Annotated in this window: 9 protein-coding genes; 3 read left to right on the top strand and 6 right to left on the bottom strand. The window is 36.3% G+C overall.

All coding sequences use genetic code 11. The features are described from left to right. Nucleotides 1-161: 161 nt before the first annotated feature. Both GVN22_RS02230 and nspC read left to right on the top strand, forming a co-directional pair. Entirely contained in the window at nt 162-500 is a 339-nt protein-coding gene (locus tag GVN22_RS02230) for a cupin domain-containing protein (RefSeq protein ID WP_166549445.1), read from the top strand. 212 nt (nt 501-712) lie between these two features. Further along, the gene (gene nspC, locus GVN22_RS02225; RefSeq protein WP_166549444.1) at nt 713-1,846 is read left to right on the top strand and encodes a carboxynorspermidine decarboxylase; all 1,134 of its coding nucleotides are present in this window, start codon (nt 713-715) and stop codon (nt 1,844-1,846) included. 215 nt (nt 1,847-2,061) lie between these two features. Here nspC and GVN22_RS02220 read toward each other — a convergent pair whose 3' ends face one another. The 5 genes from GVN22_RS02220 to GVN22_RS02200 form a co-directional block, all read right to left on the bottom strand. Next, nucleotides 2,062-3,951: a hypothetical protein gene (locus GVN22_RS02220; RefSeq protein ID WP_166549443.1), complete on the bottom strand. Its 1,890-nt coding sequence runs from the start codon at nt 3,949-3,951 to the stop codon at nt 2,062-2,064. A gap of 59 nt (nt 3,952-4,010) precedes the next feature. After that, nucleotides 4,011-5,912, bottom strand: coding sequence for a PQQ-binding-like beta-propeller repeat protein (locus tag GVN22_RS02215; RefSeq protein WP_166549442.1), 1,902 nt, complete (start codon nt 5,910-5,912; stop codon nt 4,011-4,013). Nucleotides 5,913-6,069: 157 nt separating this feature from the next. After that, complete coding sequence (locus GVN22_RS02210) at nt 6,070-6,549, bottom strand: DUF4199 domain-containing protein (protein WP_166549441.1); 480 nt, start codon at nt 6,547-6,549, stop codon at nt 6,070-6,072. Between the two features lie 289 nt (nt 6,550-6,838). Next, nucleotides 6,839-7,723: a pirin family protein gene (locus tag GVN22_RS02205; protein WP_166549440.1), complete on the bottom strand. Its 885-nt coding sequence runs from the start codon at nt 7,721-7,723 to the stop codon at nt 6,839-6,841. A gap of 89 nt (nt 7,724-7,812) precedes the next feature. Next, nucleotides 7,813-9,525, bottom strand: a complete 1,713-nt coding sequence (locus tag GVN22_RS02200) for a cellulase family glycosylhydrolase (RefSeq protein WP_166549439.1) — start codon at nt 9,523-9,525, stop codon at nt 7,813-7,815. Between the two features lie 399 nt (nt 9,526-9,924). Here GVN22_RS02200 and GVN22_RS02195 point away from each other — a divergent pair, with 399 nt between their 5' ends. After that, nucleotides 9,925-12,816 (top strand): triple tyrosine motif-containing protein, encoded by a 2,892-nt coding sequence (locus GVN22_RS02195; protein ID WP_166549438.1) that lies wholly within the window; start codon nt 9,925-9,927, stop codon nt 12,814-12,816. Nucleotides 12,817-12,990: 174 nt separating this feature from the next. Here the strand turns inward: GVN22_RS02195 and GVN22_RS02190 are convergent, their stop codons facing one another. Then, nucleotides 12,991-13,863: a glycoside hydrolase family 16 protein gene (locus tag GVN22_RS02190; protein ID WP_166549437.1), complete on the bottom strand. Its 873-nt coding sequence runs from the start codon at nt 13,861-13,863 to the stop codon at nt 12,991-12,993. Between the last annotated feature and the right edge of the window lie 50 nt (nt 13,864-13,913).

Genomic DNA, 13,913 nt, shown 5'->3' with positions numbered 1-13,913 from the left:
CGGATGTTGGATTTCGGAAGTGTAAGCAGACCATATTCCATGGTAAATAAAGATATTTTACTTTACCTTCGAAATCAGAAATCCCAAATCTGAAATTGTTAGAAATCCTTCGTACACAACTAATTCACAATTCATAACTCACAATTCACAAAAAATCAGCTATGTCACAATTTGGAAAAAGATTTGTTCATGACGAAGACCTTGCTTGGGAAACAGTAGGCGAGGGGTTACGTCGTAAAGTCATGAGTTATGATGATAATGTCATGATGGTCAAAGTAGCCTTTGATAAAGGAGCGGTTGGGTCATTGCATAGCCACTATCATACACAAATTAGCTATGTAGAAAGCGGGGCATTTGAAATAACCATTGAAGGAAAAACCGAAGTCCTCAAACAAGGTGATACTTATTATATTCCTCCTCATATCGTACACGGAGCGGTAGCTTTGGAAGCTGGTGTGTTGGTAGATGTATTTGCGCCATTTCGTGAGGATTTTGTATAAAATGTTTTGGGCATACTCAGGGCGAAATCTTCGCCCTTTTGTTTTGATTTTCATCATTTTTTAAATTCTTAATCTAAGGTTCATGGATTCTTGGTAATTTTGCACCTTATTAGTAATTGGGTGCTGAACTAATTTAGTTAAAATCGGTTTATCAAAAGAAACCGACAGTTCAGATCAACAACAAACCATTTCAACCAAGAATATCTTATCAGATGATTGATTTTTCACAAATTCCTTCGCCTTGTTATGTAATCGAAGACCAACTTTTGAGAAAAAACCTTACACTTCTCAAATATGTACAGGAACAAGCAGGAATCGAGATTATTTGTGCGCTTAAAGGCTTTTCGATGTATAGCACTTTTCCGATGGTACGTCAATATTTGGCGGGTGCTACTGCAAGTTCACTCAACGAAGCTCGTCTTTGTTTTGAGGAAATGAAAGCCAAAGCTCACGTATATGCCCCCGCTTATTTGGAGCGTGAATTTGACGAATTGATGTCTTATTCGAGCCATATCACTTTCAACTCATTGAATCAATATAATACTTTTGGTGAAAGAGCACGTGCCATTGGTATTAGCTGTGGTTTGCGTATCAATCCACAATACTCAGAAGTTGAGACAGATATGTATAATCCTTGTATTGCGGGCTCTCGCTTGGGTATTACTCGCAATCAATTAGGAGACACTTTACCAGAGGGAATTGAAGGTTTGCACTCACATACGCTATGTGAAAATGACTCATATACTTTGGAGCGTACTTTAAATGCTATTGTAGAGCGTTTTGGCGATTTATTGGAACAAGCTAAATGGTTGAACTTAGGTGGAGGGCACTTAATTACTCGTGCTGATTATGAGCCTGAGCATTTGATTTCTGTATTGAAAAATCTGAAAGCTCGTTTCCCTCATCTTAAAATAATTCTAGAACCAGGCTCAGCAGTAGGTTGGAGAACAGGATATTTGACATCTACGGTGATGGATATTATTGATTCACAAGGAATTAATGCTGCCATTTTGGATGTGAGTTTTGCCGCACACATGCCCGATACACTAGAAATGCCCTATAAACCAAGAATTTTGGGTGCTCACCACGAACCTGTTGAAGGAAAACCAACCTATCGTTTTGGCGGTATGACTTGTTTGGCGGGTGACTTTTATGGAGATTACTCGTTTGACCAAGAACTAAAAATTGGGGATTCTATCGTATTTGATGATATGATTCACTATACGATGGTAAAAACTACCACTTTCAATGGCGTTAATCTTCCTTCCATTGGTATTTGGAGAGAAAACGATACTTTTGAATTGGTTAAATCTTTTGGATACGAAAGTTTTAAAGATAGATTGTAAAAAGTAACATGATTCATCTCAGATTTAGTGAGTTGAGATTGAGTGAATGAGTGATTATTTTTTTAATATATACATGAGGTAATGCTTTGTGTACAAAGCTTAAGAATTTAGTATTTTAGTATCAAAAAAGGGTGCAAAAGTTATTTTTTGTACCCTTTTTTGATGAGCACTTGAAGAATCCCCCGAACGCTAAAATTTGGAATAACTCATGTTATTTATTTGAAGCCACCAATATACACCTCTTTAACGAAGATACGATTTGAAAATCCTGAGTTGATTTCCACTTTTTCAATTATTTCTTCAAAAAAAGATTCTCCAAAATAATCTTCAACTTGATATTGAATTCGATGAGGTAATTTACCATTGTTCAAAGCAGAGGTTTCTCTATAATCAGTGAAAATTTTACGTTCTTTAGATATTTTCTTCCCATCTTCAAAGAAGATAGTTTCTGTTGAGACAAGTGAATAATCTGTTTTATCAAAATAAAAATGATACTCTTGCTTAGGAATAATACGGTTTTGAGAGGACATTTCTTTTTCGGTGAAACTCAAATGCCAACACAGTTTATCATTGATAAACCTTTCAGTTTGCTGTTCTAGTTTATTCCAAAGGTCGAATCTTATGCCCGTTAGCAGATAGATAGGTAATAGTTTATCTATGTTTTCAGTGTATTCGGAAGTAGATATTTTCTTCCACTTTTCTCCACGCACTCTGTCATCATGTTTCCAGGCTTCTACGTTATTGATTACAAATAGATAATTGTCTGGCATTCTTTTCTTTAATAAAAAGTTTGTGAACGCCAAAGACCATTTATCTTCAAATACTGGGATATTGCTATCTTCAAATTTGTATTGAGAGGTTGTATGTATCTTTTCGATACCTTTAAGAGTAGATGCACCGCCTAAGTTTTGAATAACTTTATGGAGTATGTCAGCATTATTTTGAAATGAACTTGAATCAATCAGTTTGAACCAATTGATTTTGAATTGCTCGATTTGATTACTTCTTATGACTTTTTCTTGTTCCCAATCGGCTTCATCTCTGGCTATTTTTTCAAAAAAGGCCTGTTTTGCTTCTTCTTTTTGTAGTGCTTCTTCTTGTTGTAATTTATAGCCTAGCTTAGAAAGCTCACCAAATCGATTACCATGTGTTCTGGTTTTTCCAGCAAGCACTTCAAGGTTTTTGTATTTGTTAATTAATTCAAAGCCGTAACTTTCTCTGAATCCATTTTTAATCAATAAGTCTGCATAATACAGCCCTTTTGTTTTATCCTCCAATAAAAAATAGGCTTGAGCAAGATTGTTGGCTACAATAAACCTGATTTTCTCATTTTCTTTACTAGGTTGATATTTGGTAAGTAAACTCTCTAGATATCCCAAATGCACTAACAATTGCATTCGATTCAACCCTCTTTCGTAGTTAACAGCTGATAACTGTGAATTCATTTCATTTTCAAATGCCAACATCTGACTATATTCAGGGTGCTCTTTGTTGGTAAGCCAAAAAAAAGTTTCTTTACTGTCTTGTAAATAATACCCAACTTTTTCATTCAATTGTTCTTGAATCTTTTTTAGAGCTATATCAGCAATATTTTCAATTTGATCCCCAAATTCACTTGTAGCATCTTTCTCATATTGTATGAAAGAGCCTTTTCCATTAGTATAATGAATATTTTCAGAGGCTACATAATCATTTCTCCAGAGAACCTGATTCTTAAATTTTACTTCATAGGTAATGTTTACCTTAAAATATACTTTAGCAGTTGGGTAGTATTTCCTAGTTTGATTGTCAAAAGTTGAGTCTTGAACTTGTTTTATTAAATCTATTGTTTGGATATCTACATAGATTTTCAAATCATTATTTTCTTGATTTTTGATAAACCCTTTAATATTAAAAAAGTCTCGTTTTAGATTTTTTTCAGCGAGTAATATATTTGGCGCAATCTTAAAATATGTTCCCTGAGTATATACATTATCTAAAATGGGGAATGCTGATGGAGCAATACTTTTAACCCAATAATCTTGTTTTTTGAATTTTGCCTTTTCCTGTGCCAATGTGACAATGCTAATACAAAATAGGCTAAATATTAAAAGTGAATTTTTCATAACTAAAAAAAATGCCACCAAATTGAGGTTTGATGGCATTTAGAAATGGGAGTAACTAATTATTTTTTGTTGTAAAATACTTGTACAGCATTGTCTAACACATAATATACTGTTTGTGTTGCAGGGTCAACTTCATAAATGGGTCTATCATTTTTGAAGATTAATTTGTCTACCTCAACACCATCAGCTTTTCTTACTTTAACTAATACCTTTTCTCCGCTTGGATCTTTTGCATAGATATAAGAAAAATCTTTGTTTTGACGCATAGCATTGAAACGTGAACCATATTTATTGAACAATTGCCCCATTACAGCCGAGCCTACCCCAAGCGCTGCAGATTGTAGTTGTTTACCTGTATCTGCTTGTCTGACGATTGATTCTCTGAGGACTCCAGCTTCGTCGCGGTAAGTCATAGTAATTTCGGCACCTTCAACAGCTTTTGCAAAAGAACCAGCTCCAAGTGCAAGAGAGCCTAAAGCAGAAGCACCTTTGATTAATTGACGATTGCCTTCTCCTGGTTGGGTGTAAACGTCATGATATTTTACTTTTCCATCCATACCAACGCCCATTACTTCAACTGGGCCACTCAATACTACACCCCAAGGAAACAGTTCGATACTATTAAGTTCTTTTTCTCTTTTGATATTTACTTTTGCAAACGGCTCTGGCTTATCATCAATAGAGGGATCAAATTTGTAAAGCTCTTCATCGTTGTACACTAAATACGAATTCGAGTTTTCGTCATAGGTTGGTAATACAGGACGGTTGTTGTTAAATTTGATATTGCGTTTCCATAATTTACGACCCGATTTGTAATCTACCATGTTTCCATAAGTACCTGTTAAATACATAACCTTGTCACCCACTTTACCTAAATAATAGATAGGATCTTCTTTTTCATCTGCTATTTCAATGAAACTTTTCCAAAGCTTTTCTCCATTTTTGTTGATTAGCATCATTTCATTTTCCGCTACATACAAGAAATCTTGATCGATAGGAATTACACGTTTCAAACCGTCGCCACGAGCATCTTTTTTCCAGATTTTTTCTCCTGTTTTTAAATCGAAGAAGTTAAAACCAGAATAATGTGCTACCAAAAGCTTAGTCCCCCAATCTTCGAGATATACAACTCTTTTAGTTTTGATTGACTCAGACCAGATACTTTTACCATTTTCTGTATTCAATACATTCAAATACTGTTTGGTCGACATCAATCCTTTACTATTTACGACTACGAGATTTTTATCGTTTTGCGTAGGAAAGAATTTAGTGTATTCTTCTTCCGCTGTCCAGTTTAGCTTACCTGAAGATTTGTCGAAAGAGTACAATTTGCCATAAAGCAAGTAGTAAATCGTATTTCCGTTGATTTTCGCAATATTGGTATTAGCAGATTCTTTTAATGAGAAGCTAAGCAATGATTTAGCTTTACTGACAGTGGTATTCCATTTTAGTCCTCCTGTTTGCATATCCAACAGGGCAATTGCCATATTTTCTCCAATTTTTAACGTAAGTAAGTATTCGTTACTTTCTGGAATAAAATCTGATTGAAATACCCAGAATGATTCTTTTGAAGAATTATATACGAGCTTTCCTGTTTCGGTATTAATAATTAAGTACTTTGAGTTGATATAAGCTTCTACATACGGGCTGTTGGGTACACTAGATAGGTCTCTTTTTTGTTTAAAGATTGTTCCAAAATCTGGGTCAGTTAAGATGTCAGTTGCGGAGGCTACTCCAAAGTCTTCTTTAGTTAATGTCCAAGCAATTTTTTTGGTGTCAGGATTGATACCTTTAATGGTTGAACCTTCTTTGAAAACTAAAACACCAGTAATTTCATTTTGAACAAGGTCTTGAATTTTGTTGTCTGTGGTGATGACTTCGTCGTAAGAGCGTTGAGCTATTAATGGTTGGGTTCCTGCAAGTAGAATGCTACAGGCAATTGTAAGAATTTTTTTTTTCATTATGTGTAAACGTTATATGTGAAGTATATTTAGTTTACACTCAATTAATTAGCAATTAGGTATATTAAAGATCGCTTATTTTTTGAAATGTAGAACTAAATACTGGTGCAAAATAGATTTTTTTTAAACAAAAATCCAAAAAAATAGTGTTATAAAATTATTTCGTCCCCTTCACAAAAAAACCTACAATAGCAGTCGTAATCATCCCCATGATAGGTGCACCAATAATACTTTGAACCATATAATTTTTCTCATTAAATTGATTGAGCGCTTCTTCTTTGGTCATCATATTGTGAGAAATTACATATCTAAGAGCATTCGGAAAAAACTCTGGTGTAATAATGTGGGTCGTAAGCCACTGTGTAAGTGGTGCTAATAATGTAACCACCAAAGTGATGTAAAATCCACTCAAGAGCGCTTGCTTGTAGGTCATATTGCCTCCCAAGTCTTTAAAACGTTTTTCTCTTAGGGCAAATACGTAAAGCGTTATGGCAGGAATAGCGATGAAGTTGGTATAAATCGGATGCTTGTCGATATAGACATCGTGCAAACCAGCAACTTTTTCGAGTACCATCCACAGGAGGGTCATTATCGAAAAATAAATGCCCCATTTGATTTCGGTAGAGATAGCTTTCATATCGAGATTTAGTTTTATTTCTCTTTAAGTTAAACTAAAATATGAAAGAATTCAAGCGATTGCGGATTTGGGATTGCTGATTTTGGATTTTAAGTTATAAACAACAGGAAAGATTAAATTAATAGTATATCTGAGGGGTAATTTTACTGTAATCTTTTGATTATGAGAGTATTCAAATAACAAGTATACGATTAACTAATAACGTCTTCTTATTTTTCAAACAGTTTGTAAACTGAAACAAAAGCTAGTCCGAGACTAAGGCTCGAACTAGCCAATTCGTAATAAAATCTTAAGAAACTTTTCCAATCACAGGTAAAGGGACAAAACCCGTTTCGCCTTCGATTTTGGGGAATAGTTGGTCTTGCCAACGTTGTTTCGCCTCTTCTAGCATTTCTTTATCGCTTGCTACAAAGTTCCAAAACATAAATCTTTCCTCTGGAAATGGCTCTCCTCCAAAGATATAGATGGTTGTATTTTCGCCGATAGTAAATTCACAAAGTGAAGCATCTTTGGCTACTAAGATTCTTTTGGGCTCATAAACATCTCCATCACTTTCTACACTTCCTTCCAAAATATACATGGCTGCTTCGCCAAAAAGAGAACTACCGATTTTGACCGTCTTTTTAGCTGTAGATTTGATTTCTAGTAAAAAAAGAGGACTATATACTGGCACAGGAGATTGATGCCCTAAGGCTTCGCCCGCAATGAGTTTGTATTGTACGCCATCTTCTTCCCATGCCGGTAAAGTATCGGCTTCGGCGTGGAAAAAACTAGGCTCCATTGTTTCCAGATGTTTCGGTAACGCAACCCAGATTTGTAAACCATGTAAAAATTTAGGAGAATGTCTTAAATGGTCTGGCGTACGTTCGGAGTGAACGATTCCTTTACCTGCGGTCATCCAGTTGACAGCCCCTGGTTGAATTTCCATCTGTGTTCCTAGACTATCTCGGTGCATAATACTGCCTTCAAAAAGATAGGTGAGGGTCGACAGCCCAATATGAGGATGTGGACCAACATCGAAGTTTTCATAGTCTTGGAGCTGCGTTGGCCCCATGTGGTCGATAAAAGTAAACGGACCTACCATTCGCTTGGTACGAAATGGAAGCAATCGACCTACCCAGAAGTTTCCAACTTCGTGAGGTCTTTCTTCGATAATATGGCTTAGATTTGACATATACAAAGATAAGTTTTTGCCTTATTTTACAAAAAATAAGCCAGTCCAAAAATGAACTGGCTCGACATTGAACGAAGGGGTATTAAGTATTAATTGAGTTGGATAGTTCTAAATAAAATATTTCCTTTCACAAATTTGATTCGAAGCTGCTGGGTACCTTTATTTAACGGGATATTACCAGCTTTCACCCATTTCCAATTTTTGTCATTGCCTGTAGGTTTGATTTTTGTAGTAGACAACAATTGATCATTGCTCCATATTTCTATTTGACCTTCGGCTTCTTTTGAGGCTACTTCGAGATTTATTTGATATTTTTTGGCTTTTTCTACCTCAATCGTATAGCCCAACCATTCATCATTTTCAATCGAAAAGACCTGATATTGCCCATCTTCTAATTGAATGTCTACACCATCGTTGCGATATACTTTTCCACGATTTCCTTGTGTATTGACGCCTGGGGTATAGTGATAACTTGCGGTATCTTTATCATAATACCCAATTCGTTGCCCTCCTAAGTCAAAATCAACCGCAGGAATCGTAACCGATGAGCCGATGCGATGTGTTTTGAAAGCCAAAGCTTTTTGCTCTTTTACTTGTCTAAACATCGCATCAATCACGTCGGCGTGGGGTCGGTTATTAGGAAGTTGAATGAGTGAAATAAGTTCGTCTAAAGAGGTTTGTGCTTCTTCCTTGCTAGGCTTAGGACCCTTGTTGTTCCAGTAGTCCAAAAGCTTTTGGTAAGAAGGCGTGATTTTGATTTCCCAAGGGTTATTAATACCCATTTTTTTGGACTGCCACCATGCCCAACCAATATCATGCGATTCGACCAAACGGATGGCTTCAGTAAACCAATTGTTAGAATTTTCACCTGATTCGCCTAACCAAAGAGGTACATTGTATTCGTCTCTGAGATTCAAGAAGTTTTGAATAGCGGCTTTGGTATTAAAATTTCCGTATTTATGAAAACTCAAAACCATGTTGTTATCCCAAGTAGGTAATAATCCACGATAATTATTTCCAAAACCATTACCTTCAATAATGATGATATGATTGTTGTCTACCTCACGGATGGCTTTCGTAATTTCTATCATCAGGTTTCTCAAAGGAAGGTTGAGTTTCTCTTCTGTACCTCTAAAATCCTTTGGATCTTGAAAGCCCCAATTGGGCTCATTGATAATGTCATAGCCTCCAATCCAAGGCTCGTTGGCGTATCTTTCTGCTAGCTTTTTCCAAAGTGCAATTACTTTTAATTGATTATCGCGACTGTCCCACAATGAAGGCAAACTAGGATTACGATCAGAAATAGCTAAGTCATTCCCTTGTCCGCCTGGAGCTGCATGCAAATCTAAAATCAAATACATTTTATTGGCTTTGCACCAAGCCAATAAGCTATCAGTCATGGCAAAGCCTTTTTCTAACCATGTATTTTTGCCTGCAATAGGTTCTTTTTCTACCGAAAGGGTATATAAATCATAGTGCATGGGCAGCCTGATAGAATTGAATCCCCATGCTGCCATTGAATCAATATCGGCTTTCTGTGTATGTTTTTCGAGCCATTGCTGATAAAATTTATCGGTAGCATCTTGTCCAACCAAGTCCTGAATTCGGGCTTTGATTTGGTATTGCTGACCAATATTTCCAACTTTAAACATATAGCCTTCTTGCAACATCCAGCCGCCTAGCCCCATGCCTCGCAAGATAACCTTGTTCCCGTTTGAATCGGTGATAATCTTTCCTTTTGCTTTCAAAAATCCCTGAGCCTGAGCGATTACCGAGATAATCGCTAGGGCAAGGGTTAACATACTTTTTTTCACTGTTACGTTCTGAAGGGTTAATAAATCCTATTGTTTTGGGTCTAGCCATGAATTTAAATCCCAATCTCCAACTAGAATTAACGCAAGAAGACCCAAATCATTAGGATAATGGATTTATAGTTTTTAAAGAAATTGGATATATAAAAAATTAGCAAAACTTATTTTCAAGATTTTAAATAGGAAGAAAGGTTAAAACTAACACAGATATATTTTAGGAATAGGTAGCGTAGTAATTGTTTGTCAAAAGTAGAAATACTCTATCAGGATTAATAAAATTACGCCCCTACATTACCCCAACATTAGGACAATAAGGATAGAAAACTATAATATTTCGGACTTTTTACTTGATATTTGTCTTAAAATATACACATCGCCTGTAATTGTTTTATGAACCGACTAATCCTATCAATCATATTACTTCTTTCCATATCTATCTCATTTGGGCAAAATACCATTGGTTTGCCAGAGATAAATAACTATACTAAAAATCAATATCTAGCTGGAACGCAAAACTGGGGTATTCAACAAGATGCTGCTGGACGGATGTATTTTGCTAATAATGAAGGTCTTTTGACTTTTGATGGTAACTATTGGCGAAAGTATCATTTGCCTTCCAAAACCAAAGTCCGTTCGTTGGCAATTGCGCCCGATGGCAAGGTCTACGTGGGTGGAGAGAATGAAATTGGCTATTTCAGTCCGAGCGAAAATGGGGTATTGGCGTATCATTCCCTAAAGCAACTCTTACCTGAAAAAGACCAAGCTTTTTATGATGTTTGGAATGTCTGTGTGTGGAAAGAATCGGTGTTTTTTCGTTCTAGTAGTCGTATTTTTGAATATAAAGCCAATAAAGTTTCGGTATATAGACCCTCGTCACATTGGCGCTTTTTGGGCAAAAGTTCCGATAAGTTAATTGCACAAGATTTTGATAAAGGATTATTGTATTTCGAAAATGGACAATGGATACCTTTTAATACAAATTTGCAATTGTTGGGCAAACAGCTTGTTACCGCCATTGTGCCTATTTCAAAGGAATTATCATTGATTTCGACTTTTGAGAATGGACTGTATTGGTTAAATACGCAGCGCGTTCAAGCATTTGTTACATCATTTATTACCGAAATTAGCAAATATCGTATCTATCACGCTGTTCAAATAAATGCTACTCAGATAGCGCTCTCGACGAGCCTGAATGGTTGTTATATCATCGATATTCACGGAAATTTTATTCAACACTTTTCAAAAACTGAAGGGCTAAATAACAATAATATTCTCAGTAGCTTTTTGGATAAACAAAAAAATCTTTGGTTGGGATTAGACAACGGAATTGCCTTTGTGGCGACTAACAATGCTATCAAAAGTATCTCGATTATGCAAGATGCAGATGCTGGAGGATACGCCTCAGCATTGTATCAAGGGAATCTGTATTTAGGAACGGCTAATGGTTTGTATGTAGCGCCCGTTAACGGACAGGGCGATTTGAGTTATGAGAAAAATGCCTTTCGAAAAGTCCCTAATTCGACTGGACAAGTATGGAATTTACAAGTCATTAATCGTCAGCTCTTGATGGGGCATCATGAGGGAGCATATATAGTAAATGCAAAAAGTGCTCAAAAAATAGATGATAATGGAGGTTATTGGACTTTTGTGCCTCTTTCTAGTTTAGAGCCTAGTGCTCGATTGGTCGCAGGAAATTACAATGGTCTGAAGTTTTGGAATTATAAAAATGGACAATTTTCGGTAGATAAAAGGGTAGATAATTTTCATATATCTTCTCGTTTTGTCTGTATTGATCCCAATAATGACAAAGCTATTTGGACAACCCATCCTTATAAGGGGGTGTTTAGGGTTTTGATAAAAGATTCTTTACGAACCGAAGTGAAGTTATATGGAGCGAAAGAAGGCTTGGCACTTTCGGAAAATAATAGTTTTGTGTATCGTCTTAAAAACAGAGTGATTATTGCTTCTGAAAACGGCATTTTTGAATATAATATTCATACCGATAAATTTGTCCCGTGCTCTTTATTGATGCCTTATTTTAAAGGAATGAAAATGTATTATCTGAAAGAAGACCAAGACGGCAATGTCTGGTTTATCGCAGATAATAGAATTGGGGTCCTGGACTTCTCTAGCCATAAGCCACAAGTGATCTATCTGCCAGAATTGAATAATCGCCTAGTTTCGGGTTTTGAGTTTATCAATCCCATGAATCTAGAAAATGTTATCGTAGGAGGGGAGAAAGGCTTTTTTCATATCAATTACAAAGCGTATCGACAAAAGCTGAGTAAGGTAAATGTGCTGATTAGCGAAATTAGTGCTTCGGGGAAAATAGATAGTGTCTTTTTCGGTGGAATCAAAAGTATGGAGAAGGCAAAAAATACCGAGATAGATAGCGATTTTGACCGATTAACGTTCGAATATTCCTCTACACTTTTTCATCAACTCCAAACAGTAGAATATGCTTGTCAGTTAGAAGGTTTTGATGCTACATGGTCGGCATGGACCAAAAAGACAAGTAAAGAATACACCCAATTACCAGCGGGAACCTATTTATTTAAGGTAAAAGCACGAAATAATTTGGGGCAAGAATCAGACATTGCCTCTTATCAAATCATCATTTTACCACCTTGGTATTTGACTATTTGGGCTTATATTTTCTATCTTTTGTTGCTGTCAGTTGTCTTTTGGAGATTGTTTCGTTGGCAACAACAGAAATTTATTGACCAGCAAGTCTCGTTTCAAAAAGAGCAAAAGCAATTGATGTATATGCACCAATTGGAGTTAGATAAAAATGAGAAAGAGATTGTCAGTCTGAAAAATGAAAAATTAGAAGCTGAAATCATTCATAAAAATGCTGAACTAGCATCCTCAGCGATGTATTTAGTCCAAAAAGCAGAGTTACTGACCAAGCTCAAACAAGATTTGGGTAAAATGTATAAGTCAGGCAATGTGGAGGAAATCAAGGAGGATATAAAACGTATGATGAAAACTGTTGATGATGAGAATACGGTCGAGACAGATTGGAACCAGTTTTCGATGCATTTTGATAGTGTTCACAGTAATTTTTTGATGGTTATCAAAGAAAGATTTCCCAATCTAAGTCCAAGTGAATTAAAGCTTTGTGCTTATTTGAGAATGAATCTTTCTACCAAAGAAATCGCCCAGCTCATGAATATCTCTGCTAGAAGTGTGGAAGTAAGCAGGTATCGTTTGCGCAAAAAATTACAACTCCCTTCGGAGGTCAATTTCTTTAGCTATTTCCTGAGTATTTACGAAGAATAGGTTACGATTGTAGATGTGGGATGGTTGATTTCGGATTTAAAAACCGTAGAGACGTTGCATGCAACGTCTCCAAACAAATCCTCAAATCGAAAAAAGGTTAGACCTATAACGTTACCTACAAATCGTATCAGATATTTCTTCGAGAAGCCGTTGCATGCAACGGCTCTACCTAGGTTATTTGTCAATCATCTTGTAAACACGTACATAATCAATATCCATTTGGCAAGGGAATATGGAATTGTCTACGCCTTTGGCACCGCCCCAATCACCTCCGACAGCAAGATTCAATAAAATGTGGAATCTTTTATCGAAAGGCCATTCGGCATAACTTTTGTTTTCATTCACAAATTCAAAAATCTTCTCATTGTCGATATACCCTCTAATAGCATAAGGAGTCCAATCTACCCGATACAAATGATAATCGGTGATAGCAGTGGGGATGGTTTTAACGGCTGTTTTTTGCGTATTGATTTTGAAATAATAAGCCAAAGAGTGAGTAGTAATATGAATGACATTAGGGTCATAACCTACGTGCTCCATAATATCAATTTCGCCAGAATTTGGCCAACCACCATACGCCCAATCAGTAGGGAGCATCCAAATAGCAGGCCATGTGCCTAAACCTTTCGGAAGCTTCGCTTTAATTTCGAAACGACCATAAAGGAAGTCTCCTTTTTGTCGAGATACCAATCTGGTCGAGGTATAATCTTTACCTCCCAATGATTCTTTTCTGGCAATGATACTGAGTTTACCATCTTTTACCAAGGCATTGTTGGTGCTGTTGGTATAATACTGAAGCTCGTTGTTACCCCATCCAGTACCACCAATATCATAGTCCCAGAGCTTTGGATTGGGTGCTCCCGCATAGTCAAATTCATCTGCCCAAGTAGGAGTTGTTTCAAAGTCCCAAGCTTTATCAACCAATGGCGGAATCGTTACTACAACAGGAGATGGTGTGGGTTTGGGTTGCCCTGAGCACGCATAGAGGGTGCTTATACCCAAGAAGCATAGAGCACCAATGGCTTTATGAAGAACTCTTTTTTTCATAGAAAAAGGGGTTATAATTTGATAATTTGAAAATTTGGAGACTTGAAGAT

Source organism: Cellulophaga sp. BC115SP, from assembly GCF_009905545.1.
Taxonomy (GTDB): Bacteria; Bacteroidota; Bacteroidia; order Cytophagales; family Spirosomataceae; genus Flectobacillus; species Flectobacillus rivi.
Note: the sequence above shows the minus strand (reverse complement) of the source record. Positions and strands in the feature narration are given on the sequence as shown.